The following is a 26,495-nucleotide window of genomic DNA, read 5'->3' on the forward strand; positions in this document are numbered from 1 at the left end:
CAGCGGTAATTCCACGCGTCTTTACATCGGCTGTGATCGGGCCTTCTCTTGGCCATCCGGACGGAAACATCCGCCGGGTGTCCGGGAGGAGATCATGGATTTCGACTATGTCATTGCCGGTGGCGGGTCCGCCGGCTGCACGCTTGCCGCGCGGCTCTCCGAAGATCCATCGAAAAAGGTATGCCTGATCGAAGCCGGCGGCGAGGGCAAAAACGTGCTCATCCGCGCGCCGGCAGGCGTCATAGCGTTGTTGCCGGGCCGGCCGAAGATCAACAACTGGGCCTTCGAGACGGTGCCGCAGCCAGAGCTTGGCGGCCGCAAGGGGTACCAGCCGCGCGGCAAGGCGCTGGGTGGCTCGAGCGCCATCAATGCCATGCTCTACACACGCGGGCACCGCAGCGACTATGACGAATGGGCCAATCTCGGCTGCGACGGCTGGTCATGGGGCGAGGTGCTGCCTTATTTCCGGCGTGCGGAAGGCAATCAGCGTGGTGCGGATGCCTTGCACGGTGGCGAGGGGCCATTGCGGGTCGCCGAGCAGCAGGAGCCGCGTGCGCTCTCCAAGGCCTTTGTCGAGGCCTGTGGCGAAAACCAGGTCCGGCGCAACGATGATTTCAACGGCGTCGAACAGGAAGGGGCCGGACTTTATCAGGTCACGCAATTCTGGGGCGAACGCCGCAATGGCGAGCGCTGTTCGGCAGCCGCAGCCTATCTACACCCGGCGATGAGCCGGCCAAACCTCACCGTTGTCACCGGAGCGCACGCCACGGGTATCGTCCTTGAAGGCAAGCGGGCTGCCGGCGTGCGTTATCGCGCCGGCAAGAATGAAGCCGTTGCGAAAGCCAGGCGCGAGGTCATCGTCTGCGCCGGTGCCTTCGGCTCGCCGCAGCTCTTGATGCTGTCGGGGATCGGCCCGGCTGTCGAGCTTGCAGCCCACGGAATTCCGATCGTCCATGAACTGCCCGGCGTCGGCAAGAACCTGCAGGACCATCTTGATTTCATCATGGGCTGGAAATCGAAGAATACCGACATGATGGGCATTGGCCTGCGCGGTCTGCCTGGACTGCTGCGGCATCTGCGGCGCTGGCGCAGGGATGGCAGCGGCATGATCGCCACGCCCTACGCGGAGGGCGGCGCCTTCCTCAAATCCGACCCGGCGATCCACCGTCCCGACCTGCAACTGCATTTCTGCATCGCCATCGTCGATGATCATGGTCGCAAGCTGCATATGGGTTATGGCTTTTCCTGCCACGTCTGCGTGCTGCGGCCGCATTCGCGCGGCGAGGTCGGGCTGTCGGCGCGCGACCCGCTGGCGCCACCGCGAATCGATCCGCGTTTTCTGTCCGACAAACGCGACGCCGAACTGTTGCTCAGGGGTGTCAGAATGATGCGCGGCATACTGGAGGCGCCGGCGCTGGCCAAATACCGCGCCAAGGAAATCTACACCGCCGGCGTATCGAGCGATGCCGAGCTGATGACCCATATCCGAGCCCGCGCCGATACGATCTATCACCCGGCGGGCACCTGCAAGATGGGCATCGACGACATGGCGGTGGTCGATCCGCAGCTCCGCGTGCGCGGCATACGGGCCTTGCGGGTGGTCGACGCCTCGGTGATGCCGACGCTGATCGGCGGCAATACCAATGCGCCGACCATCATGATCGCCGAAAAGGCAGCGGATATGATCAAGGCGGTGGCCTGAAGGAGTTCTGGTCGAACCAGTGGTGCTATTTTCTCGCCTGTTTTGAAGCGATCTATGGCGATGCCATCCCCGGCCGACGGGAACTGGTCTTACCAACGGGGGATTTGTGCTTTCCCTTTCGCCTTCCTGCCCTTAGGATAGGTCCATTATTTCATCATCCGAAATAAATGTGGCCACAAGGGAGGAACCGGGAATGGCTGGCAAGAAGATATTGATGCTCGTTGGCGAGTTCAGCGAGGAGTACGAGATTTTCGTCTTTGAACAGGCCATGCATGCCGTTGGCCATACGGTGCATGTCGTGTGCCCCGACAAGAAGGCCGGCGACATCCTGAAGACGTCGCTGCACGACTTCGAAGGCCACCAGACCTATACGGAAAAGCTTGGCCATGACTACATCCTCAACAAGACCTTCGCCGAGGTGAAGCCGGACGACTATGATGCCGTCTATGCGGCGGGCGGACGCGGACCGGAATACATCCGCATCGACAAGCGGGTGCAGGCGCTGGTGCGGCATTTCCATGAGGCCGGCAAGCCGATCTTCACCATCTGCCACGGCGTGCAGATCCTGATCGCCGTCGACGGCGTGGTGCGGGGCCGGGAAGTCGCAGCACTTCACTATTGCGAGCCGGAGGTGACGCTGGCCGGTGGCATCTACATTGACGTCGCGCCGACCGGCGCCCATGTCGACGGCAATCTCGTTTCAGCCAAGGGCTGGCCGGGCCTGTCCAATTTCATCCGCGAATGCCTGAAGGTGCTGGGCACCGAGATCCGCCATGGCGAGATCCTGATGCGCGAAGAGCGTCAGGCGGCCTGACCCCGCCGGGCAGTTCCAGGAAAAGGGTGAAAGGTTTTCCGTCCGGAATTACGCAAGACAAATCCAGGATTTGCCAGTTGCCGCCGCGCCGTATGGTGCGGCGGTTTCTTTATGCCGCCAGCGCCTCGCGGAACGACACCAGCTTGCGGCGGTTCTCGTCCCACAACGCCAGTTTGACGCAGCGCAGGCTGTCGAGCAGCGTGACGCGACCGATGCCGCGCAGTTCCGGATAATCCCGCAGCACTTCCTGCAACCGGTAGCCCGGCACCTTGGCGGAGAGGTGGTGGACGTGGTGGACGCCGATATTTCCGGTGAACCAGTTCAGCACCGGCGGCAGGTCGTAGTAGGACGATCCGTGCAAGGCGGCGTGCTGGAATTCCCAGTCCGCATCCTTTGCCCATTCCGTTTCCTCGAACTGGTGCTGGACGTAGAACAGCCAGATGCCGGCCGAACCGGCGAGGATGACGATCGGCAGATGGACAACCAGGAACGCACCGGGGCCGACGAACCAGATGAGGATAGCCGCCGCAACCGCGATGCCAAGATTGGTGGTCATTGACGACACCCAAGGCGTCAGGCCGCCACGCATCATGCCGACAGGCAGCCTTTGCTCGAAGATGAACAGCCAGATCGGTCCCAGCCCGAACATCACCAGCGGGTGGCGATAGAGACGATAGGCGAGACGGCCTCGCCATGACAATTGCCGGTATTCGGCGACGGTCAAGGTCCTGATGTCGCCCATGCCGCGTTCGTCAAGATTGCCGGCGCTGGCATGATGGGTCGCGTGGGCGCGCCGCCAGCAGTCGTAGGGCGTCAGCGTCAGGATGCCGAGCGCGCGGCCGATCCAGTCGTCGGCATAACGATTGGCGAAGAAGGAACCATGGCCGCAGTCGTGCTGGATCATGAAGATGCGCACCAGAAACCCGGCCGCCGGAAAAATGAGGACCAGACCCCACCAATGACCGTAGGAGTAGGCGGCCGAAGAGAGCGCCCAGAGCGTGACGAAGGGAATAAGGGTGATGGCGAGTTCGAGCGCGCTGCGGCGCCTGTCCGGCTTCTTGTAGCGTGCCAGAATCTTCAGCCAGGCGCGCTTGCTGTTGGCAACCGCCTCAGGGGAAATCATGTTCATCAGGAATCATAGGCGGGGTGTCCCACCACCGCAAGACATGGATCACGCAAAATTACTGTGCGTAATTGTCGCGTGGCACGGCGGTCGACCCGGTCAGTCCCAACTTGACCCAGTCGACGATTCACCCTGGAGCGCCCGGGTTTTCTGCTTTGGGGCGATCACTACTCCCGATCGAGGATGGGGCAGCCGCGCTCGGTTCCAAAAGTCACGCGCACGCGGTCGCCATACTGTCTGCCCCGGACGTTGATCTCGCGGCGGCCGATGGACTCTATCCTTGCCCGGCGGATGCCCATCCGTTCCGCCTTGTCGAGAGCGCGGTCTTCCGTGCAGCCTCGTGAGTGACGACGGTCGCGCCAGTCGTCGCTGTGGACATCGCAATCGTCGTAGTTGGGATCGCAATCTGGCAGGAGCTTCAGCCGCGGGCCATGTTTGCCCAATTCCAGCTGCAGACTCTCTGCCTGTGACGGAAAGGCCACCAATGCAACGGCGCCAAGGCCGACAAGCGCCGACAGCAATGAGGTGATCGAAACCTTGCGCACTACGTCCTCCATGTGAATCATAACGCATCCATCACTAGATGGTTCGGCTCTCTCAGGCTATTGCCGATGGAGGGTTGTTGCCAGATCGATCGTTGCGTTTACTGCCGGCGCCAGCCGGCGTCGCTGTCCTCCACCCCGTCGAGGCGGTCGAGCAGCTCCCTGAGGCGGTCGGGAATGTCGGTCTCGGTGCGGAAGGCCGGCAAGGTACGCAGAAAGCGCGTCACCGCCTCGGCACCGAACTGGCGCCTGACCTCGGTGGCCAACCGTTCTCCCTTTTCGCCTTTGTTGCGGGTCATAATCTCAAAATCCTGTGTCAGCTTCGAAACTCCTCCAGCAGGGGAATGGTTCCCGCACCACGCCTTTGTGGCAAGCAAAGCCGTCATTTAAGGTAAAGCTTGAATTAAAATCGCAAGGCCGTGCCGTTCGTTGTCCTGCCCTGGTCAAGGGCCTCTACCATCGCTTACCCCTTGATTTTTGGCCGCCAAACCTCGATATCGGGCTCAAAATCCATATCATTCGAGATTGACGGGAAACGGCGATGAGCGACCAGGCAAAAGACGAACGCGCGCCCGATGAAGTCGAGGCGACCGAGGCCAATGCCGAGCGCACGGAAGGCAGCATCGATGGCGACTATGAAGCCCTTGTGCGGCTGCTGAAGGAAAATGAGGATCTGAAGGACCGCGCGCTGCGCGTCGCGGCCGAGATGGAAAACCTGCGCCGCCGCACCGCGCGCGACGTACACGACGCGCGCACTTACGCGGTGGCGAATTTCGCGCGCGACATGCTGTCGGTGTCGGACAATCTGCGCCGCGCGCTCGACGCTATCCCGGCTGAAGCAAAGGCATCCGGGGACGCCGGCTTCAAAGCGCTGATCGAAGGCGTCGACCTTACAGAGCGCGCCATGCTGTCGGCGCTGGAACGGCACGGGGTCAAGAAACTCGCGCCTGAAGGCGAGAAGTTCGATCCCAATTTCCACCAGGCGATGTTTGAAGTGCCCAATCCTGATGTCCCGGCCAACACCGTGGTCCAGGTCGTCCAGCCGGGCTATTCGATCGGCGAGCGGGTGCTGCGCCCGGCCATGGTCGGCGTCGCCAAGGGCGGCCCGAAGTTTACCGCCGAAGCCCCAGTCGAGCCTGGGCCTGTCAATGAGCAGGCTGAGAAAGACGCCTGACGAGAGTGAGTAGCGAATAGGGGTAGCGATTCGGAAATAGTTGATAGCGGCCAAGTGGCTTCGTGCTATTCCCTATTCGCTACTCCCTTCTTGCTATTCGCTCACTCATGAACCCCATCGCGCTTCTCGACTATGCCGGCGTCGCCGTCTTTGCCGCGACCGGGGCGCTTGCTGCTTCACGCAAGCAGCTCGACATTATCGGTTTCCTGTTCCTGGCCAGCGTCACCGGCATTGGCGGCGGCACGTTTCGCGACCTGATCCTCAACGTGCCGGTGTTCTGGGTGGGAAACCGGGACTACGTGCTGATCTGCGCGGTGGTGGCGGTCCTTGTCTTCTTCACCGCGCATCGTGTCGAATCCCGATACAAGCTGCTGCTGTGGCTCGACGCCATCGGGCTGGCCGCCTTTTCGGTGATGGGCGCGGCCAAGGGCCTGGCAATCACCGGTTCGCCGGTGGTTTCGATCATCACCGGCATGCTGACCGCGACCTTCGGCGGCATATTGCGCGATCTGCTGGCCGGCGAGCCGTCGGTGCTGCTCAGGCCGGAGATCTACGTCACGGCCGCCCTGGCGGGCGCCGCTATCTTCACATTGGGTGACGTCGCCGGATTGCCGCAGATTGTCTCGGGGTTGGCCGGCTTCGTCGTGGCGTTCGCCGTGCGCGGCGGCGCGCTACGTTTCGGCTGGTCGTTTCCGTCGTACAGGAGCCGGCCTGGCCGGCGGCCGGAGGATATTCCGTGAATCAGGCCTTCGCTGCCTGCCAAGCGTTCATCAGCTTTTTGGGCGCTTGTCGGATCCATGTCTGTTCGAGCCGATGGCGCAATTCTTCGGGCGGAATTTGACTCAACCTGACAAGGATCGCCGGCCAGCCCTTGTAGTGATCCGTCTCGAAATAGATTGCGGGCGCCGCTTCCAGCAGCATCTCTTTCTCGTCGAGCGGGCACATCAGGACGACCGTGTCGGCGTCCTTGACGCGGGCGAGCAATTTCTTGCCAACCTTCAGCGCCGGCGTCCCATAAGATGTCGTTTCGATGGTGTCCGGCAAGCCGCTCGCGGCACTTCGCAATGCTTCGAAAACGGTGGAAAGCTCGTCGCTCACCGTTTCACGCTGCGAAGCGCTGGGCTTCCCCGCCGTAGTAGTTGACGTAGCGGGCGCCGATTTCCTTGACCGGCATTACGACGAACACGTCGACCGTCGAGAATTCGCGGTCGATGACGCAGCCATCGCCGATGCGGGCGCCGACGCGCAGATAGCCCTTGACCAGCGGCGGCATCGCTGCGATCGCCGCCTTGGCATTGACCGCCTCGATCGGCATCAGATCCATCGAACAGTAGCGCCCGGACACCGCGCGCACGTCCCAGGCCGAATTCGTCCGGCAGTGATGGGCGAGATAGGTAAGCGCCTCGGCATGCGCCGCCGGCACGGTGCCGTGGAACGACGCGCAACCGGTCATCACACCGATTTCGTAGTGGTTGATATAGGTCCAGATACCTTGCCACAGCGCCTCGATGGTGCGCTTCGAACGATATTCAGGCAAAACGCAGGAGCGGCCGAGCTCGAGAAAACGCTGGCCGGGGTGACGGGCGATAAGATTGGTCAGCTCGAATTCACCTTCGGAATAAAAGCCTCCAGCGGCGGCCGCGATTTCTTGCCGCAGCAGGCGATAGGTGCCGACGATGCGGCGATGTTCTGGGCCGGAAAGCGAAGTATCGAAGACGAGCAGATGGTCGCAGAGCGGATCGAACCGGTCGGTGTCACGGCGATCCGGCGCCTGGAACAAATCCTTCCTGGCGCCGAGTTCATCGTAGAACACCCTGTAGCGGACTTCCTGCGCGGCCGCGATCTCGGCCTCGTTGCGGGCGAGCCGCACTTCGAGATTACCGATACGGCCGAGTGCTGCGCCCTTTATGACGGAATCGACGTTACGTCCGGCAAGCAAGGCGCTGCTGGCGTTCGGCCGAGTGTCACATTCCGGCATAACTGTATGCACGAGGATTCTCCTTCGAGCCATCCCTCTTGGCACGGGGATACGGTGTAGGTGCAACAGGATTGTGACAGTACCGTGATACGACGTCGTGGGCAATACTTCGTCGGCTGGCGAATACGGTCAACCGGCTACGTTACGCCAGCGGGCGGTGTGGATGGGCTGTCGAAGTTCCTGACCTTCGGCTCGGGATCATGCCCTAGGCCGCGACCTGTCCCTCGACGGCATTGACCAGCGCGTCAGGGTCGAGTGGCTTGGTAACGAAGCCGCTGGCGCCATGGGCAAGCACCGCATGGCGGGTCTTTTCCTGGCTATCAGCCGACAGCACCATGATCGGCACCGGCGGCACGGCGGTCTCCTCCTCGTAGCGGCGGATGGCGGCAATCGCGTCCAGCCCGTCCATGACCGGCATGTGAAGGTCCATCAGAACCACGTCGAAGCGATGGTTGTGCCCGGCGCCGGTGACAGCCTCGACGGCCGCCTTGCCGTTGCCGACCACCTTGACGCGATGCCCGGCCTTCAGCAGCGTGGCGCGGGCAAGCATGGCGTTGATGTCATTGTCCTCGGCGATCAGCACCGACAGGCCCCGCTGGCGGCTGCCGACGGCACGAAACGCCGGCGCGTGGCGGTTTTCTGGCTGCGGCGGGGCGAGGGCGGGAGCATTGCTGCTCAACAGCACACGCAGAAGCGTTCCGCCCCGCACCGGCCTGGCAAGGAAGGTCGCGTAGCCGCTGGCGCGAAATTCGCCAAGCATGCCGCGGTCGGTCGGTGCGATCAGTGTAATGGCCTCGCAGTCGGCGAAACCGCTCTGGCGAAGACGCTTGAGCAGCCTTCCATCGCTCGCTTCCATCGCCGCGTCGACCAGGAGCATATCGCAGCCGTCGGCGAAGGGCGCGGCCTGCGCGACGGTCGTGGCGACATCGACCGCGCCGCCATTGGCGCGGATCGTGCGGGCGATGGCATCGGCCTCGACGGCATTTTTCGACAGGATCACTGCGCGCTTGCCCGAGAGCGCGTTCTGCCAGCCCTGCGGCGCTTCGGTGGCCGATATTGCCGGGATTTCAAAGACGAACTCGGATCCCTGACCGAGCCGGCTCGATACTGAAATCGTGCCGCCCATGGCGGCCACCAGGCGTTTGGAGATGGCGAGGCCGAGGCCGGCCCCGCCATGCGTGCGCGTCGACGTGCCGTCGGCCTGCTCGAACTCTTCGAAAATGCGCTCCAGGTCGTCTTCATGCAGACCTGGACCGGTGTCGGCAATGGTGAAGCAGATGCGGTCGGTGGTTTCGGTGCGCGCGCGTGCGATGCTCACCAATACACCGCCGCTGTCGGTGAACTTGATGGCATTGCCGATGAGGTTGAGCAGCACCTGCCTGACCTTGCCCGGATCGGCGGTGATCAATTGCGGCACGTCGGGTTCGACATGGCAGCCCAGCCCGATATCCTTGGTGAAGGCGCGGGCAGCGAGCAATTCGACGATGTTGTCGGCGATCTCGCGCACCGACATCGGCTGCGGCTCCGGGTCGAAGCGCCCCGCCTCGATCTTGGAGTAATCGAGCAGATCCTCGATCAGGGCGAGCAATGCGCTGGCCGAGGTCGAGACGGCGCCGACATAGGTCTGCTGTTCCGGCGACAGCCTGGTGTCGGCCAGCAACCTGGCCATGCCCATGATGCCGTTCATCGGCGTGCGAATTTCATGACTGACCGTGGCGAGGAAGCGCGATTTGGCCTGGCTGGCGTATTCGGCCCGCTCGCGAGCGGTGATCAGCGAGGATTCGGCGCGTTTGCGGGCGGTGATGTCGCGCGCGATGGCGCGATGCGAAACGGCGCCGCTGTCCTTGTCGCGCACCGACAGTTCGATCCAGGAAAACCAGCGCGGACCGCTCGGCGTGCGGATGGAGACATCGGTGGAACTCAGGCATTCATGATCGGAAAAGGCAGCATCGGGAACGATGCCGACATCGATGCCGAGTTCCGCCAGGGTCTTGCCGGCGAGGTCGCGTTGATCGCTTTCGACGAGGTCGGCGAAGATCTTGTTGGCATAGACGATGTAGCCATCGCGGTCGCGATGAATGACGAGGTCGCCAAGTGCGTCGATCAGGCCGCGAAAGCGCTCCTCGCTCTCCTGCATTTCCCACATGCGGTCGGCAAGCGTCTCGATCTCGGCGCGGCTGCGGGCGGTGGTCTCGTCGAGCAGGACCGCCGTTCGGTGTTCGCTCCGCCTGACGCGCAGATGCAGGGCAACGCCGGCTAGGCCGACTGCCAGCAATGCGACGCTGATAAAGATCGGTGCTCCGGTCAGATGCGCAAGGCCTGCCAGCACGACGATGGCGGCGAAGGCCAGCAACGGAAGGCCTTCRCGCCCGGCGGGTTCGGGCTCGGGCACCAGCGGCGGCGCGGCGACAAAGCGCCGCGTTGGCGTCGGCGCCGCATCGACGTCTTCGCCCGTGTCCACCTGTTGGCTGCCGGATTCCGCGATCATGCGAAACCCTTGCCAGATAGAGATTATGGAAAATTGCGGCGGATCGTTCGAATTTTAGCGGATGAGTGCTTTTCGCCCCGGCGGTGATGGATTTGCCGGCCCACGTGGCAATTCCGTCCGCCTTCTCAGGGCAGTCGAGCGGCTCACATATCCACGACGACGCGCCCGCGGATCTTGCCGTCGACGATGTCATGCGCGGCATCGATGATGCCGTCGAAACCGATGGTCGTCGCCAGGCTGGCAAGCTTCTGCAGATCGAGATCGGTGCCGATGCGCCGCCATGCTTCGAGGCGGACTGCCTTCGGCGCCATCACCGAATCAATGCCCAGCAACGAGACGCCGCGCAGGATGAAGGGGGCGACGCTCGCAGGCAGGTCCATGCCTCCGGCCAGGCCGCAGGCGGCGACCGCTCCGCCATAGGAGGTCATCGACAGGACGTTGGCCAGCGTGTGGCTGCCGACCGCGTCGACGCCGCCGGCCCAACGCTCCTTGGCCAGCGGCTTGGCCGGCTGGGCAAGCTCGTCACGCGATATCACTTCGGCGGCGCCAAGGTTGATCAAATAGGGACTTTCGGCGTTGCGGCCGGTGGAAGCAACGACATGGTAGCCGAGGCTGGACAGGATCGAGACCGCGACCGAGCCGACCCCGCCGGCCGCCCCCGTCACCACCACCGGGCCGCGATCGGGCAGGATGCCGTGTCGTTCCAGCGCCATGACGCAGAGCATGGCGGTATAGCCGGCGGTGCCGACCGCCATTGCGTCATGCGGGCTCATCCCTTGCGGCAGCGGCACCAGCCAGTCGCCCTTGACGCGGGCGCGGCCGGCGTAGGCGCCGAAGTGGGTTTCGCCGACGCCCCAGCCGTTCAGGATGACCTTGTCGCCGGCGCGCCAGTCAGGATGGGAAGACGAGATGACGGTGCCGGCGAAATCGATGCCCGGCACCAGCGGCCAGCGGCGGATCACCGGCGCCTTGCCAGTGATTGCAAGACCGTCCTTGTAGTTCACCGTCGTCGCCTCGACCGCGATGGTGACATCGCCTTCCATCAGGTCGGCCTCGGTGAGATCGGTCACGGCTACCGACTGCTTTTTCTCGGCGTCACGCGAAACGAGGATGGCTTTGAAGGTTTCGGGCATCTCTTTCTCCGCGATCTTGTTTGGCGACATGGACTGTGCGGCGATGGCCGCACGGGGTCAATCTTTGGAAGACTTGGCATTCGAAGGTCTGGCCTCGCGCCGCCAGCCGAACAGTTCGTCAAAGACGACCAGGGCCGCGCCCACCGAGATGAAGGCATCGGCCAGGTTGAAGACGGCGAAGGACCAGACCGGCGTATGGAACAGGATATAATCGATGACATGGCCGTATATGGCGCGGTCGATCAGATTGCCGAGGGCGCCGCCGACGATCAGAGCAAAGCCGGTGCGAGCAAGGATCTGGGACGGCGCGATCCGCGTCGCCAGGAACAGCACGAAGGCAACGACCGCCAGCGAGATGACAATCAGCCCGGTGTCGCCGAAGGTCGAGAACATCGAGAAGGCGATGCCGGTGTTGTAGGTGCGAAACAGCGCCAGGAACGGCACGAGATCGAGCTTTTCCTGAAAGGGCAGGCCGGTCTCGACCAGATGTTTTATCCACTGGTCGAGCGCTATGGCCGCGACGACGAGCATCGCGTAGGGGGACCATGATCTCACGGGCGGGCAACCTTCATTGCTGGTCCACGATTGGTTCGAGCTTCAGCGCGCCGCGCCGGATCTCGAACAGCATTATGCCGGTGGCAACGGCAAGATTGAGCGAATCGGCGCGGCCAGCCTGCGGAATTCTAAGCAGCCTGTCGCAACTCGCCGCCAGGCTTTCGGGCAGCCCCTGCTGCTCGTTGCCCATCATCAGCAGCACCGGACCGCGGGAAAAGTCGACCGAGCGGTAGTCGACCGCGCCTTTCAGGTGGGTGCCGGTGACAAGGCCCGAAAATCCGCCTCGCCAGGCAAGGAAGGCCTCGGTCGTCGCCTTGGCCACCGGCACGGCAAAGATCGACCCCATGGTAGCGCGCACCGTTTCCACCGAAAAGGGATCGGTGGTGTCGCCGACCAGGATGACACCCTTGGCGCCGACAGCATCGACGGTGCGGATGACGGTGCCGAGATTGCCGGGATCGCGCACCCGGTCGAGCGCCACCCAGACATCGCCATTGTCGGCGCGGATATCCTTCAAGGCCAGGAATTTTTGCGAGAAGACCCCGACCACCATTTGCGGATTGTCGCGGCGGGTGATGGCGACGAGCACCTTTTCCGACACTTCGAGCACCGTGCCACCGGCGGCAACCGTGCGTGCAGCGACCTTCTCCACCGCGGCGTTGCCGCGTCCGGCCTTGGCGAAAACCAGTGTCCTGATCTGCCAGCCGAGATCGAGCGCATCGATGACCAGCTTCAGCCCCTCGGCCATGAAGGCATTCTGCTGGTCGCGGAATTTCTTCTGGGCGAGCGCCTTGATGTCCTTGACCAGCGGATTGGCGAGGCTGGTGACTTCCTTCACCAGTCCGGGTGCGCCTGCATGCCGCTCGTTCATTCAGGCCACCCAACGCGAAAACAGAGAGGTCGAAAGCGCCCGGCCGGCGGACTTTTCACGGATGATGAGCTCACCCGATTCGACCGTACCGCCCATGCCGGCAAAGGTGTCGCGCATCAAGGCATGGATGGCGAAGAAGGAGGCGCGGATCGAATAGGCGGTCAGCACCACGGCGAGTGGTCTCGGCGTCAGGATCGCGCGGCAAAGGTCGGTCAAATCAGGCAGGTCCTCGAACAATTGCCAGACTTCACCCTTCGGGCCGCGGCCGTAGGCCGGCGGGTCGAACAGGATGATGTCGTAGCGGCTGCCGCGCCGTTCCTCGCGCTCGGCGAATTTCACCGCATCGTCGACGATCCAGCGGATCGGCTTGCTGCCAAGCCCGGCCATTTCCTGGTTTTCGCGGGCCCAGCCGATCGCCTTCTTCGAGGCATCGACATGGGTGACCTCGGCGCCGGCGCGGGCCGCCACCAGCGAGGCAAGACCGGTATAACCGAACAGGTTCAGCACCTTGACCGGCCGCTTGGCCGCAGTGATCAGCCCGGCCATATGGTCCCAGTGCGAGGCCTGCTCCGGAAAGACGCCGACATGGCGAAACGAGGTGAAACGGCCGAGATAGTCGATGCCGTCATGCTTCATCGGCCAGGTCTCGCCGAGCGGCGTCTTCGGGAACCGCCAGCGGCCGATGCCTTCCTCGTCAGTATCGCCGGTAAAAATGGCGTCGGCGCGCTCCCAGTCCTTTGCCGGCAAGGCCTTTTGCCAGATCGCCTGGCCCTCGGGCCGCACGATGCGGTAGGGGCCGTATTGTTCGAGCTTCTGCCCGGCGCCGCTGTCGAGCAGCGCATAATCGGCATTCGGCGCCACTTCGAGGATCACGGGGAGGTGCTCGGTGGGCAGGACGCCATCGCGCCGGGCAAGGATGCGCGGCGCCGATTTCGGCTCGGAGCGGTCATCGACCTTCGCCTCAAGCCGCTCGCGCGGCTGCGGTTCCGGTCTGCCGGGAGCGCGGCCGGCCTGCGGACGTGGCTGGTCCCCCGCACCCTTCGCGGATTGATGCGGACGGTTGTCGCGGCGTTTGTCGCGAAAAGACTTCAAGCGGGAGCAACTCCGAGCGGCGTGGCCGCTTTTGGCATGCGGACAGCGGCGGTGCAACAAGCGATGGCCTGCAGGTCGATTGGCGCAGGCCTGAAGCCTTCGCGTTCGAAACAGTGCGGCGGGTGTTGCAGCATTGCGCTTGTTTTTCCACGCGCTTCGTTTATGAGGCCCGGATTGTTTTCTGGAATGGGAGCGAAAGATGACGAACATCTTCACCGCGCACCCCTCGAGGGTTCCGGCGTAAGCCAGCATCTTGCTGACTGCCGCCGGTCGAACGGATGCCTGATGGCGTCCGATTTCTGACCTGTATCCAGAAGTGTTCCATCATGGGCAATTTGATTGGGAGCTCAGGCTCCCCTGCGCCGCGCGTCGTCGCGACGGCGCATATCCAGCATTGTTTTTCACCGCGTACCTGGATCGAAGGAGCGGCGCTTCAGCAGCTGAAAACCGTTGCGGCTCTGCCCGGCGTTACCTCGGTTGCGGCGTTCCCCGACCTGCATCCCGGCAAATATGGGCCGACCGGGATTGCGGTGTTGTCGGAACGGCTGCATCCGCAGCTGATCGGCAATGACATTGGCTGCGGCATGTCGCTGTTCGAGCTCGATCTACCGCTGCGCAAACTCAGGATCGACAAGGCCGTCGAATGCCTGCGCCAGATCGAAGCGGAGGATATCGACCCGCGTGCGGAGCTCGCTGGCGCGGACCTGCCGCTGGATCTCTACCCCGATGCGTTGGGCACGATCGGCGGCGGCAATCATTTCTGCGAGCTGCAGGCGGTTGACCAGGCGATCGATGCGGCTGGTGGAGGCCTGTTCGACCGCCAGAAGCTTTATCTACTGGTGCATTCCGGCTCGCGTGGGCTTGGTGCCTTTGTGTTCGGGCAGATGCTCGACCTTCAATCCGCGTTCATAGCCGGGCTTGATCCGCAGTCCGTCGAGGGAAGGAACTGGCGCCGCCAGCATGATCTCTGCGTCACCTGGGCATCGCTCAACCGCAGGCTGATCGCCGAGCGTGCGGCAAGCGCCTTGCGCAGCGAGGTCCGGGTGGTGGCTGATGTGCCGCATAATCTAGTCCGCAACCGGGCCGATGGTTTCGTCCATCACAAGGGGTCGGCCGCGGTGCGGATGGGAGATGTCGCGCCGATCGCGGGTTCGCGCGCCAGCCTGAGCTATGTCGTGCGGGCGCTCGACGGGACGGGTTCATCGCTGGGCGGCATTTCGCACGGCGCCGGGCGCAAATACGACCGCGCCACCATGCATGGCCGCACGGGGCGCAACAGGTCGGAGCGCGACGCCCTGCTGAGGAACGTATGGGGAGGGCAGCTGATCTGCGATGACCGTAACCTGGTCATCGAGGAAGCGGCTTCGGCCTACAAGGATGCCGGGCAAGTGGTGCAAGATCTCGCCGATGTCGGCTTGGTCGTGACGCTGGCGGCGATGAAACCGCTGGTGACTTACAAGAAGGCGATAGACGGCCCGCTCGACCGGACGCGCAAGAAGCCATCGCGTGAACAAGCATCGAGGAGGGCAGATCATGGCCGCAGTTGACATGCTTCTCACATCGGGCAGCGGGCCGGTGGAATGCCGCATCGCCCTGATGGCTCTGGTCGACATAATCAAGAGCGAAGCCGGCAGGCTTGGCTATGCGATCGAAGTTACGCTTGGTCACGAACCGGACCGGCATGGCGCCAAATCCGCCATACTCAGCCTTGAGGGGCGCAACGCCGAGGCACTCGCCGAGGAATATTGCGGCACCGTCAAGTTCGTCTTCAAGAGCCCGGTGCGGCGGGGCCACAAACGGCAGAACTGGTTCGTCGGCGTGCAGACCGTGGATTTGACGGTGGCCGCTGCCTTGTCGGTCGCACTGTCCGATGTCCGGTTCGAAACCTTGCGGGCTGGTGGTCCCGGCGGACAGCATCAGAACACCACCGACAGTGCGGTGCGGGCCGTTCACCTGCCGACAGGCATTGTCGTCACGGCACGCAACGAGCGATCGCAACACCGCAACAAGGCGATCGCACTGAGGCGGCTGGAGGCGATGCTGCGCGTCCTTGCCGACCGTGAAGTCGACATGTCGAAGACGCAGATGTTCGTCGCCAACAAGGCCTTGGAACGCGGCAACGAAGTCAAGGTATTCCATCTCTGATGTCGCGGCTTGGACCACCCGTACACTTCCGAACGAGATGCATTATCGTGGAGACTACAAAGCCCGGAGAATCATGTCCCGCTCTGAACGCCTGCTCGACCTGATCCAGACGCTGCGCCGGCATCGCAGGCCGGTGAGCGGGCAGGCGCTGGCCGATGAGCTCGGGATTTCGATCCGCACGCTCTACCGCGACATCGCTACGTTGCAGGGCCAGGGCGCACCGATCGAGGGTGAGGCGGGACTGGGCTATGTGCTCAAGCCTGGCTTCATGCTGCCGCCGCTGATGTTCAGCGACGAGGAGATCGAAGCCATCGTGCTCGGCTCGCGCTGGGTCGCCAAGCAGCCGGACCAGCRTCTGTCGGCGGCCGCCGCCAACGCGCTGGCCAAGATCGCTGCCGTGCTGCCGGATGATTTGCGCGAGGATCTCGATGCGAGCACGCTGCTGGTCGGGCCTCCCGCAGCAGTCATCGAGGGCATCGACCTCGGCCTGGTGCGGCAGGCGATCCGCAACGAGCGCAAGCTCGGCTTTTTGTACCGCGACGCCGGCGGCGCGGCCTCCGAACGGGTGGTCTGGCCGTTTGCGCTGGGATTCTTCGACAAGGTGCGGGTCGTGGTGGCGTGGTGCGAGATGCGCCAGGATTTCAGGCATTTTCGCGCCGATCGGATATCCGGCCTCAACGCCACCGATACGCGCTATCCGCGCCGTCGCCAGGCGCTCCTCAAGGAATGGCGGGCAACGCTCGACAAGCCGCGCAGTTCGTGACCGTGCGGTTCGTGACGACTGCTGCCAGAATCTGACAGTAGCTCATTCTATGGTCGCCAAGTTGAAACACTGAACCTTGGAGAGCAGACATGATCGCCCCGAATTTCGTCATCCTCTATGTCGACCAGCCGCAGCAGAGCGGCACCTTCTATAGCGCGCTGCTCGGTCGCGAGCCCGTCGAAAGTTCGCCGACCTTCGTGCTGTTCGTGCTCGATGCGGGCTTCAAGCTCGGACTCTGGTCGCGCCATACCGTGGAGCCGGCCGCAGCGACGGCAGGCGGCGGCGCCGAAATCGTCTTTGCGCTGGATACGCCGGACGCGGTCGATGCCGCCCATGCCGACTGGGCCGGGCGCGGGCTGAAGATCCTGCAGACGCCGACCGACATGGATTTCGGCCGCACCTTCGTCGCGCTCGATCCCGACAATCATCGCCTGCGCGTTTCCTGGCTCTCCGATGGGGAACAAGCCAATGGGGGACAAAAATGAGTGCGCATTGGATTGCGGTGGCGTCGGCCGAACATGTCCGGCGCGGGCGCCAGGGCGGCTTCATGCAGGTCAATCACGGCAAGGCAGCACCCCTGCGCCGCGTCAAGCCCGGTGACGGCATCGCCTATTATTCGCCAACCACCATTCTCGGCGAGAAAGACGGCCTGCAAGCGTTCACGGCAATAGGCACGGTGCGGGAAGGCGAGCCCTATCAGGGCGATATGGGCGCCGGCTTCACGCCGTTCCGCCGCGATGTCGCTTGGGCAAAGGCCGAGGAAGCATCGATCAAGCCGTTGCTCGACAGGCTGGACTTCAGCGCCGGCAAGTCCAACTGGGGTTATCAGCTGCGCTTCGGCCTTTTCGAAATCAGCGCGCATGATTTTTCGCTGATCGCAGAGGCGATGGGCGCCAAAACGGCTGCGGCGGTGAGCTAAGCCACGAGCGCCTTGTAGATGGCAATGCCGGCGGCAAGGTCCTCGAGTGCTGCGCCAACCGATTTGAACAGCGTGATCTCACTGGCGCTCTCGCGCCCCTTCTTCTGACCGCGCGTCAATTCGTGCAGGTCGGCGACAATGGCGTCCGGCTTCWGCACGCCGGAGGCCAGAGGCTGGACGATGTCGCCAGCCTCCTTGGTGGCGCCGGTGCGGGTGTCGACATAGACGCGGGCAAGCGCGATCGCGTCATCATCGCTTTCGCGCATCGTCGGCGTAAAGCCGCCGACCAGGTCGACATGGGTTCCCGGCTGCAACAATGCGCCCTTGATCAGCGGTGTCGTGGTGATCGTCGCCGAGGAGACGATGTCGGCCTGCCCAAGTTCGGCATCGAGATCGCTTGCCGCGCTAGCCGTGAAGCCTTCGGCGCGCAGGTCGGCTGCGACCTTCTCGGCATTGGCAGGGGTACGGTTCCAGATGCGGATGGTCTTGATCGGCCGCACGGCGCTATGCGCCTTGGCGAGGAAGGGCGACAGCGCGCCGGCGCCGACCACGAGCAGCCGCGAGGCGTCCTCGCGGGCGAGATAGGAAGCAGCCAGCGCCGAGGCGCAGGCGGTGCGCCACTGCGTCAATCTCTGGCCGTCGATCAACGCTTCGGGTTCGCCGGTGGCGCCATTGAGCAGCAGATAGAGCCCCATCACCGCCGGCTTGCCGATAGCGTTGTTGTCAGGCGAGACGGTGACGATCTTGACGCCGATGTGACCACTGGCCGACGTGCCGGCAGCGTTGAAGTCGGTCCATGCCGGCATCAAAAGCAGTGTCGAGGCGGCGCCGTCGGGCCGTTCGACCGAGTGATGATGTCTGACCGGCTGCACCGCACCGTCACGAAACGCGGCGCGCAGCGTATCCACGAGTCCGGAAAAGGTCAGCGCATGATCGACCTCGGCGGCCGAAATGGTCAGCATGGAAAACTCCGCGGAGAGAAAACCGCCGACCGGCGGTTCAAGTGGTTGGCTTCGGCAAGGCCGATGCCTGGGCTGACCCTTGGGCCGATCCTTGTGGTGCCGCCGGCGCGCGGCTAACCGCCTGGCGCAGGTTCTCGGCTTCGACGCCACGCTGGCGCGCCAGCTTGCGGTAGCGGCCCTGCTTGACCCAGGTTGCCAGGCTGCCAACGACCATGCCGATGGCGAGCGCCAAAAACAGGAAGATGAACAGCGGCAAGGTCAGCGTCAGCTTTGGATTGCCGGGGTTGAACGGGTCCAGCGTGAAGGCGACCAGTTCGCGATTGGCGACGGCGAGCGCGATCAGGATGATCGCCAGGGGCACGAAGACCACGATGAGCATGAAGCGATTGAACATGATGTTTTCCGTCGGAAAGGCTGTCTGGCGCTGACGCCGCGCCTATTTGCCGCCGTTCAGCCTTTCGCGCAGCTCCTTGCCGGTCTTGAAGAACGGCACCCATTTCTCCTCGACCTCGACGGACTCGCCGGTGCGTGGATTGCGGCCGGTGCGGGCGGGACGGTTTTTCACCGAAAATGCACCGAAGCCGCGCAGCTCGACGCGATTGCCTTCGGCAAGAGCGTCGGTGATCTCATCGAAGATCGCGCCGACGATGTTTTCGACGTCGCGCAGGAAAAGATGCGGATTGCGCGTGGCAATAATCTGCACAAGTTCGGACTTGATCATCAGACGGGTCCCCGTGAAAGCAGTACGGTCAAAATTATGAGGATGATTTTATTTGCTTTTTCACTTGCCCCAAACGGCATCTCAAGGGTGCCAGACGGAAACGAGACCGTCAAGAAACAAGCGGTCGGCGCCGAGTTCATGAATGACATCGCCGCTGTAGGCGGGCAGGCCGAGCGCGCTGCCGATGGTTTGCGCCATCGCTTTCGAGAACAAAAAGCCGCCGCGCCGTTGCGTATCCTTCCACTCGACGACCTTCAGTTTGGCATCGACGCCCTTGGTCGCCAGCCAGCCGACCGCCTCGGTCTCGCCGCCGACAGCGTCGATCAGCCCGTTGGCGACGCCCTGGCGGCCGGTGAAGATCGAGCCATCGGCGAGCGCCAGCGCTTGCTCGCGGGTCATCTTGCGGCGCTCGGCGACGATGCCGACGAACCAGTCGTAGCTGTCGAGGATGAGCTTGCGGACCATGGCGCGCTCGTCGTCATTGGTCGGCTTGAAGGGAGATGGCGAGGCTTTCAGCGGCGAGGATTTCACTTCCTCCAGCTTGACGCCGAGCTTGTCCATCAGGCCGCTGACATCAGGATACTGGATCAGCACGCCGATCGAGCCGACGATCGAGGTCTTGCGGGCAACGATGTGATCGGCGGCGCTGGCGATCATGTAGCCCGCCGATGCGGCAAGCGTGCCGACTTCCGCGACCACCGGCTTGTCGGCGGCCAGCTTGCGCACCTCTTCATAGATCGATTCACCGCCGACCGTGGTGCCGCCAGGCGAATCGATCGACAAGATCACGCCTTTCACCTTCGACGACTGGCGGATGGTTTCCAGCCGCTTGATGAGCTCCTCGTCCTCGGTGATGGTGCCTTCGATCTTGACCTTGGCGATATGGTCGACGGCCGAGCCGGTGAAATCGTCGCCATAGAACCAGGTTGAAAGTGCAATCACCCCAAGTGCCACGATGCCGATGGCGGCAATCCGCCAGAATGTCAGCTTGCGCCGCAAGCGGCGGCGGTCGATCAGGTCGTCGGCTCTCAGTGCCATGGTCAGCCTTTCAGTCGGCGGGAGGAGACGCTTTTAGACCATCATCTTCCCATCTGGAAGCAATTCTCTTTTCCGGCGCAACAAGACAATCCGCGCGGACAGTCGAGTTGGCCATGCCGGATGCGCCATCGGGCAGGTCAGGGCGGGCTCCGCCCCTCTCCAGGCACAGGTCTCTTCACGTATTTGTGCAATCGCCGCGAGGTCTGGCGGCGAAGATCGGCAGCTGATAAATTTTACGCCGCGTGTCTGTTTCTGCTATGAAGAACGGGCAGTTGTGCGGATCTCATTTTCATCTGTACAAACGCGGCTGTCACATTTTTGCAGTTTTCATGGGCTTGTGCTTGCTTGCAGGCGGCGGCGTCCCACCTATAGGCGGTGCTCGCGGGTGGGCAAGGGGTTAGAAGAAAGCGTTGAATGTTAGCGCGACCGATTGAATCGACCAACGCCGAGACGGAGTTGGCTCCCCCGGCGGACGTCCGGATGCGTGGCGATGCTTTCGACCGCGCCCAGCGTCATTCGCGCCGCGTGCGCGTTCTCAAGTTTGCCGTGCCGCTGGCCGCGGTTCTGATCGCTGTCGCCTTCCCGGTCTATTCCTATCTGGCCGCACCCGTCTCCGTCGCGGTCCAGGCGGAAGGTACCGCTTTTTCCAACGGCAAGCTGGTGATGGCCAATCCCAAGCTCAACGGGTTCACCAAGCAGAAGCAGCCCTATTCGATGACGGCGCTGCGCGCCATCCAGGATGTCGGCACGCAAGGCATCATCGAACTGGAAGGCATCGACGCCAAGATTCCGGTCGGACCTGACAATATCGCGGCGATCAAGGCCTCGCACGGCACCTACGATCGCAACGGCAATACGATGAACCTGACCAGCGACGTTGACATCACCACAACTGACGGCATGCGGGCCAAGTTCAAATCGGTCTTCCTCGACATGGGCAAAGGCACTATGAAGACGGGAGATCCCGTCGATGTCAGCCGTGAGGGGTCACGGATCACGGCGGATTCGATGTCGGTCCAGGACAATGGCAAGGTTCTGGTTTTCGAGAACAAAGTGCGCGTCAACATCGATTCCGCCGCCTTGAAGACGGCAGAGGGAAACAGCGGAGAAATCAATGCGGCTCAGTAGTTCGACGCGGCTCGCGGCTGCAACTTCGGCGTTGCTGCTGCTCGGGCTGGTGCCGTCATTGGCGCAGTCCACCAGCCAATCAGGTCTGAAACTGTCCGGCGACAAGCCGATCCAGATCGAAAGCGACAAGCTGGAAGTCCGCCAGGCAGAAAATGTCGCCATCTTCACGGGCAATGTCAGCGTCGTCCAGGGGCCGACATTGATGAAGGCTGGCAAGATGACGGTCTATTATGTGAAGGATCCCAACGCCGCGGCCAAGGGCACGGAAGCCGCAGGCGCGGCGATGACCGGCTCCGCCAACATCGACCACCTGGAGATTTCCGACAAGGTTTACATCAAGTCGGACGCGCAGATCGCCACCGGTGACCAAGGCAGCTTCGACATGAAAAGCCAGGTTCTGGTGCTTTCGGGCAAAAAGGTCGTCCTGTCGCAAAACGATAACGTCCTGGTCGGCTGCAAGCTCGTCGTGCAGATGAAAACCGGGCTGGCCCAGGTTGATCCATGCGCTGGGCAACGCGTCCAGATGTCGATCACACCGCCGCCGAAATCGGGAGCGGCGAACCCCTGATGGCCAGCCTGTCGTCGCTGACGGCGCGTCTTCCGGGACGGGCCGCCGGCAAGCTTTCGGCGCCGGCCACGGTGACCGTCGATACGGGAAAGTTCAAGGGAACCTTGATCGCCAAGGGTCTGACCAAGAGCTACAAGGGCCGCAAGGTCGTCAGCGGCGTCACCATCGGTGTGCGCGCGGGCGAGGCGGTTGGACTGCTCGGCCCCAACGGCGCCGGCAAGACGACCTGCTTCTACATGGTCACCGGCCTGGTGCCGGTGGACGAGGGCACGATCGAGATCGACGGCTTCGACGTCACCTCTATGCCGATGTACCGTCGTGCGCGCCTCGGCATCGGCTATCTGCCTCAGGAGGCATCGATCTTTCGTGGCCTGAGTGTCGAGCAGAACATCCGCGCCGTGCTCGAAGTGGTCGAAAAGAGCCGCAAGGAGCGCGAACGCAATCTCGACGAACTGCTCGAGGAATTCCACATCAGCCATCTGCGCAAGGCGCCATCCATGTCGCTTTCCGGCGGCGAGCGGCGGCGCCTGGAAATCGCGCGTGCGCTGGCAACGCGCCCGGCCTACATGCTGCTCGACGAGCCGTTTGCCGGCATCGATCCGATCGCCGTCGCCGATATCCAGCAACTGGTGCGTCACCTGACGGCGCGGGGCATCGGCGTCCTCATCACCGATCATAATGTGCGCGAAACGCTTGGCCTGATCGACCGCGCCTACATCATCCACGCCGGCCAGGTGCTGACCCATGGGCGGGCCGACGAAGTGGTGGCAAACCCGGATGTCCGCCGGCTCTATCTCGGCGAGGGCTTTACGCTCTGAGCGTGAAATTTGTTTCCTGACACGATTTTTGGTGCCTTCACCGCGCTTTTTCTCCGATTTTGCCGCCAGATAACGCTCCGGTAAGTGAGTTTTGCTAGCTATTGCCTTGACAAGCAAAAGCTGGGCCAGTTTCTATGACCCGCTGCAAAAATTCCTGTCCGGAAGCCCGGATGCGTAGACGAGGCGTTTGAACCAGACAATGGCGTTGGCGGCGAAACTACAGCTACGACAATCGCAGTCGCTGGTGATGACGCCGCAGCTGATGCAGTCGATTCGGCTGCTGCAATTCACCCATACCGAGCTCGAGCATTTCATCGATGACGAAATCGAGCGCAATCCGCTGCTGGAGCGCGCGGAGCCGCAGGACGATGCAGCCAGCGACCAGTCGCAGAAGATCGAGGCGGAGCCGCAAGCCGCCGCTGCCGCCGATGGCGACTGGTTCGAAAACGAGACGCAGTGGAGCGCCGAGGCGATCTCCGACAAGCTCGATACGTCGCTGGAAAACCTGTTTCCCGACGATCCGGGGACGAGCGAGCGGCTCGGTCCCGACCTGACGGCGCAATGGAAATCGGCTTCCGGCAATGGTGCGAGTTCCTCATCCGAGGGCATTGATGCCGGCGACATGGCGGCCGCGGCGATCACGCTGCGCGACCATGTCGGCGAACAGGTGGCGCTCGCCTTCGTCGATCCGGCGGCACGGCTGATCGCCGCCGACCTTGCCGACGGCCTCGACGAGACCGGCTATCTGCGCGGCGACCTCGCCGAGATCGCTGCGCGTCTCGGTACGGACGCTGCTGCGGTGAGAAAGGTGCTGGCGGTATGCCAGACTTTCGAGCCGGCCGGCCTGTTTGCCCGCGACCTTGCCGAATGCCTGTCGCTGCAGCTTGCCGTGCGGGATCGGCTCGATCCGGCGATGAAGGCGCTGGTCGCCAATCTCGAACTGCTGGCACGTCGTGATTTCCATGCGCTGAAGCGGATCTGCGGCGTCGACGAGGAGGATCTGCTCGACATGCTGGCCGAGATCCGTGCCCTCGATCCCCGGCCCGGTATGGCGTTTTCGGGCGGCGCCAGCGATGCGATCGTTGCCGATGTCGAGGTGCGTGCCGCCAATGACGGCAGTTGGACGGTCGAGCTCAATGCCGAAACGCTGCCGCGTGTGCTGGTCGATCATATCTATTTCGCCCAGGTTTCGCCGCAGGCGAAGAACCAGGCGGAAAAGGATTTTCTCGCCGAATGCCTGCAAAACGCCAACTGGCTGACGCGCAGCCTCGACCAGCGGGCAAAGACCATCCTCAAGGTCGCCTCGGAGATCGTTCGCCAGCAGGACGCCTTCCTCGTCCATGGCGTGCGCCAGCTGAAGCCACTCAACCTGCGCACGGTGGCCGATGCCATCGGCATGCACGAATCGACCGTCAGCCGGGTCACCGCGAACAAATACATGCTGACGCCGCGCGGCGTGTTCGAACTGCGGTACTTCTTCACCGCCTCGATCGCCGCGTCGGGTGGCGGCGATGCGCATTCCTCGGAATCGGTGCGTGACCGCATCAAGCAGCTGATCGATGAGGAAAAACCCGTCGACGTGCTTTCCGACGATGCGATCGTCGACATGTTGCGCGAGAGTGGCGTCGATATCGCCAGGCGCACGGTCGCCAAGTACCGGGAAGGCATGAATATTCCCTCCTCGGTGCAGCGCCGGCGCGAGAAACGGGCGCTGGCCAGCGCCGGCCGCTGACACGGTTCGATTTTCCACAGGCCAGCACTTCATTGACAAGCCGCGGCGAAGTGGCTAGAAGCCCGCCCGCATGAGTGGGGCTAGATGCCCGCGTGTGGATGGTCCGTCACGACGTTGGCCTCGGGACGGTCAAAAGGGCGGCTTGTGATCAACCGGAAAGTTCGGATTTAAAATCGGCGCGAGTGACGCCGCAAAGCTTGTGCGCACGGACCACGAGTATAAACTCGGGCSAGTTTGAAGCCTGAGCAAGGAAGGTCAGTTTTCAGATGAATCTGCGCATATCGGGAAAACACATGGATATCGGCGATGCGTTTCGTACACGCATCAACGATCGTGTCGGCGAAGCGATCGGCAAATATTTCGATCGCGGCTTTGCCGGACACGTCACAGTCATCAAATCAGGTTCGCGCTATTCGGCGGATTGCATGATCCGGCTGGATTCCGGTGCTTCGCTGCAGGCCACCGGCGACGCCCAGGATCCGACGGTTGCCTTCGAGGCCGCCGCCGATCGCCTGGAAACGCGGCTGAGGCGCTACAAGCGCCGGCTGAAATCGCACAATTCAGGCGCCGCCAATGGCGATCCGACCGACATTGCCTACACGGTGATGGCGCCGCTGGCCGATGACGACGAGGATATTCCGGATAATTTCGCGCCGGCCATCGTCGCCGAATCGACCATGACGCTGAAGACCATGTCGGTGGCGTCGGCAGTCATCGAGCTCGACACCAAGGACAGCCCGGTCTTCGTCTTCCGCAACGCCGGAAACGACCATCTCAACATCGTCTATCGCCGGCCCGATGGAAACATCGGCTGGATCGACCCGTCCACGACCAAGGTCGCACAAGGATAAGAGCCGGCCGCACGAGGGGTGAGGACTGGTGACGGCAGGCGAACAAGGGATTTTCAAGCATGGATCTGAGCGATCTTATCAACGTTCCGGCGATACTGCCGGCGTTGAAGGCGAACTCCAAAAAGCAGCTGTTGCAATTGCTTTCCGAACGGGCAGCCGCGATTTCGGGCATCCCGGAGCGGGAAGTGTTCGACACCATCCTGCAGCGTGAACGACTGGGCTCGACGGGCGTGGGCAACGGCATCGCCATTCCGCATGGCAAGCTGGCCGGCGTGAAGCGCATCGCCGGGGTTTTCGCCCGGCTGGAGACGCCGGTCGACTTCGAATCGCTGGACGATCAGCCGGTCGATCTGGTGTTTCTGCTGCTGGCGCCGGAAGGGGCCGGCGCCGACCATCTCAAGGCCTTGTCGCGCATCGCGCGGGTGTTGCGCGACGCCGACACGGTGGCCAAGATCAGGGGGACGCGTGACGCCGCGGCAATCCACGCGCTTTTGTCGGATACCCAGGCCTCGCACGCGGCCTGACATTTTCTGATTGGAACATCCAGCCAAGGGCCGCCACGGGCGGCCCTGTCCATTTAAGCCCGGCCCGCCGGGTTTAGTGAATGGCGACCGTGGTCAGGTCGTTTTCCATGGCGCCGGCCAGCGCGCGGTCACGCGCATCCGAAAGCAGGATCGGCTGGCCGTTGGCAGCAAACAGCGCCCACAGTTCCATGCCGGGCGCGATTTCACCGAGGTTCGGGAAACGGCCGAGCAATTCGTCGCTCGAGACCTTGCGCAGATAGGCGACCGAGCCCTCGCCGAGATGGGCGAATTCGCCGCTGGTCATGGTGAGATTTTCATCAGTTCTGGTCATTTCAAAGCCTCCTTGGCGCGAGGACGCCGCTCAAGGCCATCCCGCATGAGAGCCATCGGTAAAGATCAGTCTTTCACCGATATGTTTATTTTCCGTACCAGCCGTTCGGACTCCGGCCGATCGAGATCGATCGACAAAAGGCCGTTCTTCAGTTCCGCCACGATCACCCGCATGCCGTCGGCCAGCACGAAACAGCGCTGGAACTGGCGCGCGGCGATGCCGCGATGAAGAAACTCGCGCTCGGTATCGTCGGACTGACGGCCGCGCACGACCAGCTGGTTTTCCTCCGTGGTGACATCGAGATCGCTTTCGGCGAAACCGGCGACCGCCAATGTGATGCGCAACCTTTCGGTCTTGCCGTCGGCGCCGCTGAGGCGTTCGATGTTGTAGGGAGGGTAGCTGTCGCCGGACTTCGCCAGGCGTTCCAGAGTCTTTTCCATGGCGTCGAAACCAAGGAGAAGCGGGCTGGAAAAGGGCGTCATTCGGCTCATGTTACACTGTCCTCTGTAGAGCGACATAAAGT

31 protein-coding genes are annotated in these 26,495 nt (G+C 63.0%); 15 read left to right on the top strand and 16 right to left on the bottom strand.

All coding sequences use genetic code 11. From position 1 onward, the window contains the following. The first annotated feature begins 94 nt into the window (after positions 1-94). Positions 95-1,702, top strand: a complete 1,608-nt coding sequence (locus AC1DZP_RS27900; protein WP_477306859.1) for a GMC family oxidoreductase — start codon at positions 95-97, stop codon at positions 1,700-1,702. A 193-nt stretch (positions 1,703-1,895) separates the two neighbouring features. Beyond that, complete coding sequence (locus AC1DZP_RS27905) at positions 1,896-2,516, top strand: DJ-1/PfpI family protein (RefSeq protein WP_184876947.1); 621 nt, start codon at positions 1,896-1,898, stop codon at positions 2,514-2,516. A 109-nt stretch (positions 2,517-2,625) separates the two neighbouring features. Here AC1DZP_RS27905 and AC1DZP_RS27910 read toward each other — a convergent pair whose 3' ends face one another. The 3 genes from AC1DZP_RS27910 to AC1DZP_RS27920 form a co-directional block, all read right to left on the bottom strand. After that, on the bottom strand, positions 2,626-3,645 hold the full coding sequence (locus AC1DZP_RS27910) for a fatty acid desaturase (RefSeq protein WP_477306861.1): 1,020 nt from the start codon (positions 3,643-3,645) through the stop codon (positions 2,626-2,628). Between the two features lie 161 nt (positions 3,646-3,806). After that, positions 3,807-4,184, bottom strand: a complete 378-nt coding sequence (locus tag AC1DZP_RS27915) for a hypothetical protein (RefSeq protein WP_477306863.1) — start codon at positions 4,182-4,184, stop codon at positions 3,807-3,809. Between the two features lie 98 nt (positions 4,185-4,282). Beyond that, on the bottom strand, positions 4,283-4,483 hold the full coding sequence (locus tag AC1DZP_RS27920) for a hypothetical protein (RefSeq protein WP_457151052.1): 201 nt from the start codon (positions 4,481-4,483) through the stop codon (positions 4,283-4,285). 239 nt (positions 4,484-4,722) lie between these two features. Here AC1DZP_RS27920 and grpE point away from each other — a divergent pair, with 239 nt between their 5' ends. Both grpE and AC1DZP_RS27930 read left to right on the top strand, forming a co-directional pair. Further along, a complete protein-coding gene (gene grpE, locus AC1DZP_RS27925) occupies positions 4,723-5,355 on the top strand; it encodes a nucleotide exchange factor GrpE (RefSeq protein ID WP_477306865.1) in 633 nt (210 codons plus the stop codon). Between the two features lie 107 nt (positions 5,356-5,462). Next, positions 5,463-6,095 (top strand): trimeric intracellular cation channel family protein, encoded by a 633-nt coding sequence (locus tag AC1DZP_RS27930; RefSeq protein WP_095084726.1) that lies wholly within the window; start codon positions 5,463-5,465, stop codon positions 6,093-6,095. A 1-nt stretch (position 6,096) separates the two neighbouring features. On the opposite strand, the gene AC1DZP_RS27935 is transcribed toward AC1DZP_RS27930, so the two are convergent. From AC1DZP_RS27935 to AC1DZP_RS27965, 7 genes are all read right to left on the bottom strand, one after another. Next, positions 6,097-6,453 carry an MmcQ/YjbR family DNA-binding protein gene (locus AC1DZP_RS27935; RefSeq protein ID WP_477306867.1) on the bottom strand — a complete coding sequence of 119 codons (357 nt, stop codon included), beginning with the start codon at positions 6,451-6,453 and terminating at the stop codon, positions 6,097-6,099. Positions 6,454-6,457: 4 nt separating this feature from the next. Next, positions 6,458-7,333, bottom strand: a complete 876-nt coding sequence (gene olsB, locus AC1DZP_RS27940) for a l-ornithine N(alpha)-acyltransferase (protein WP_477306959.1) — start codon at positions 7,331-7,333, stop codon at positions 6,458-6,460. A gap of 205 nt (positions 7,334-7,538) precedes the next feature. Continuing rightward, positions 7,539-9,821 (bottom strand): ATP-binding protein, encoded by a 2,283-nt coding sequence (locus AC1DZP_RS27945; RefSeq protein WP_477306869.1) that lies wholly within the window; start codon positions 9,819-9,821, stop codon positions 7,539-7,541. Between the two features lie 143 nt (positions 9,822-9,964). Further along, entirely contained in the window at positions 9,965-10,954 is a 990-nt protein-coding gene (gene acuI, locus AC1DZP_RS27950; protein ID WP_477306871.1) for an acrylyl-CoA reductase (NADPH), read from the bottom strand. A gap of 57 nt (positions 10,955-11,011) precedes the next feature. Beyond that, the gene (gene lspA, locus AC1DZP_RS27955) at positions 11,012-11,509 is read right to left on the bottom strand and encodes a signal peptidase II (protein ID WP_477306873.1); all 498 of its coding nucleotides are present in this window, start codon (positions 11,507-11,509) and stop codon (positions 11,012-11,014) included. Positions 11,510-11,522: 13 nt separating this feature from the next. After that, positions 11,523-12,380, bottom strand: a complete 858-nt coding sequence (locus AC1DZP_RS27960; RefSeq protein WP_477306875.1) for a TrmH family RNA methyltransferase — start codon at positions 12,378-12,380, stop codon at positions 11,523-11,525. Beyond that, the gene (locus tag AC1DZP_RS27965) at positions 12,381-13,472 is read right to left on the bottom strand and encodes an RsmD family RNA methyltransferase (RefSeq protein ID WP_477306877.1); all 1,092 of its coding nucleotides are present in this window, start codon (positions 13,470-13,472) and stop codon (positions 12,381-12,383) included. A gap of 326 nt (positions 13,473-13,798) precedes the next feature. On the opposite strand from AC1DZP_RS27965, the gene AC1DZP_RS27970 reads away from it, so the two are divergent. From AC1DZP_RS27970 to AC1DZP_RS27990, 5 genes are all read left to right on the top strand, one after another. Further along, on the top strand, positions 13,799-15,019 hold the full coding sequence (locus AC1DZP_RS27970; protein ID WP_477306879.1) for an RNA ligase RtcB family protein: 1,221 nt from the start codon (positions 13,799-13,801) through the stop codon (positions 15,017-15,019). After that, the gene (gene prfH / locus AC1DZP_RS27975; RefSeq protein ID WP_477306881.1) at positions 15,006-15,617 is read left to right on the top strand and encodes a peptide chain release factor H; all 612 of its coding nucleotides are present in this window, start codon (positions 15,006-15,008) and stop codon (positions 15,615-15,617) included. Before AC1DZP_RS27970 ends, prfH begins: the two co-directional genes overlap by 14 nt. Before the next feature lie 73 nt (positions 15,618-15,690). Further along, positions 15,691-16,380 carry a helix-turn-helix transcriptional regulator gene (locus AC1DZP_RS27980; RefSeq protein WP_477306882.1) on the top strand — a complete coding sequence of 230 codons (690 nt, stop codon included), beginning with the start codon at positions 15,691-15,693 and terminating at the stop codon, positions 16,378-16,380. A gap of 89 nt (positions 16,381-16,469) precedes the next feature. Continuing rightward, positions 16,470-16,865: a VOC family protein gene (locus AC1DZP_RS27985; RefSeq protein WP_477306884.1), complete on the top strand. Its 396-nt coding sequence runs from the start codon at positions 16,470-16,472 to the stop codon at positions 16,863-16,865. After that, the gene (locus tag AC1DZP_RS27990) at positions 16,862-17,299 is read left to right on the top strand and encodes an EVE domain-containing protein (protein WP_477306886.1); all 438 of its coding nucleotides are present in this window, start codon (positions 16,862-16,864) and stop codon (positions 17,297-17,299) included. Before AC1DZP_RS27985 ends, AC1DZP_RS27990 begins: the two co-directional genes overlap by 4 nt. Here the strand turns inward: AC1DZP_RS27990 and lhpI are convergent. The 4 genes from lhpI to sppA all read right to left on the bottom strand — a co-directional run bounded on the left by lhpI (position 17,296) and on the right by sppA (position 20,020). After that, positions 17,296-18,261, bottom strand: a complete 966-nt coding sequence (gene lhpI / locus AC1DZP_RS27995) for a bifunctional Delta(1)-pyrroline-2-carboxylate/Delta(1)-piperideine-2-carboxylate reductase (protein WP_477306888.1) — start codon at positions 18,259-18,261, stop codon at positions 17,296-17,298. The genes AC1DZP_RS27990 and lhpI overlap by 4 nt on opposite strands. A gap of 37 nt (positions 18,262-18,298) precedes the next feature. After that, positions 18,299-18,655, bottom strand: a complete 357-nt coding sequence (locus tag AC1DZP_RS28000; protein WP_477227907.1) for a DUF1049 domain-containing protein — start codon at positions 18,653-18,655, stop codon at positions 18,299-18,301. Between the two features lie 42 nt (positions 18,656-18,697). Next, a complete protein-coding gene (locus AC1DZP_RS28005) occupies positions 18,698-18,982 on the bottom strand; it encodes an integration host factor subunit beta (protein WP_006200394.1) in 285 nt (94 codons plus the stop codon). Between the two features lie 81 nt (positions 18,983-19,063). After that, positions 19,064-20,020, bottom strand: coding sequence for a signal peptide peptidase SppA (gene sppA / locus AC1DZP_RS28010; protein ID WP_477306890.1), 957 nt, complete (start codon positions 20,018-20,020; stop codon positions 19,064-19,066). A 414-nt stretch (positions 20,021-20,434) separates the two neighbouring features. On the opposite strand from sppA, the gene lptC reads away from it, so the two are divergent. From lptC to ptsN, 6 genes are all read left to right on the top strand, one after another. Next, positions 20,435-21,148: an LPS export ABC transporter periplasmic protein LptC gene (gene lptC, locus AC1DZP_RS28015; protein WP_477306892.1), complete on the top strand. Its 714-nt coding sequence runs from the start codon at positions 20,435-20,437 to the stop codon at positions 21,146-21,148. Then, positions 21,135-21,716, top strand: coding sequence for an LptA/OstA family protein (locus AC1DZP_RS28020; RefSeq protein ID WP_095084711.1), 582 nt, complete (start codon positions 21,135-21,137; stop codon positions 21,714-21,716). Before lptC ends, AC1DZP_RS28020 begins: the two co-directional genes overlap by 14 nt. After that, entirely contained in the window at positions 21,716-22,534 is an 819-nt protein-coding gene (lptB, locus tag AC1DZP_RS28025) for an LPS export ABC transporter ATP-binding protein (RefSeq protein WP_095084710.1), read from the top strand. Before AC1DZP_RS28020 ends, lptB begins: the two co-directional genes overlap by 1 nt. Before the next feature lie 199 nt (positions 22,535-22,733). After that, on the top strand, positions 22,734-24,266 hold the full coding sequence (rpoN, locus tag AC1DZP_RS28030) for an RNA polymerase factor sigma-54 (RefSeq protein ID WP_477306961.1): 1,533 nt from the start codon (positions 22,734-22,736) through the stop codon (positions 24,264-24,266). Between the two features lie 266 nt (positions 24,267-24,532). After that, on the top strand, positions 24,533-25,117 hold the full coding sequence (hpf, locus tag AC1DZP_RS28035; RefSeq protein WP_095084708.1) for a ribosome hibernation-promoting factor, HPF/YfiA family: 585 nt from the start codon (positions 24,533-24,535) through the stop codon (positions 25,115-25,117). Positions 25,118-25,176: 59 nt separating this feature from the next. After that, positions 25,177-25,641, top strand: a complete 465-nt coding sequence (gene ptsN, locus AC1DZP_RS28040; protein WP_013529589.1) for a PTS IIA-like nitrogen regulatory protein PtsN — start codon at positions 25,177-25,179, stop codon at positions 25,639-25,641. 73 nt (positions 25,642-25,714) lie between these two features. On the opposite strand, the gene AC1DZP_RS28045 is transcribed toward ptsN, so the two are convergent. Next, the gene (locus AC1DZP_RS28045) at positions 25,715-25,972 is read right to left on the bottom strand and encodes a BQ00720 family protein (protein WP_095084707.1); all 258 of its coding nucleotides are present in this window, start codon (positions 25,970-25,972) and stop codon (positions 25,715-25,717) included. Between the two features lie 65 nt (positions 25,973-26,037). Further along, positions 26,038-26,463, bottom strand: a complete 426-nt coding sequence (locus AC1DZP_RS28050) for an Hsp20 family protein (protein WP_477306894.1) — start codon at positions 26,461-26,463, stop codon at positions 26,038-26,040. Positions 26,464-26,495 lie beyond the last annotated feature (32 nt).

The sequence above is a fragment of the Mesorhizobium sp. P2_F8 genome, from assembly GCF_056403655.1.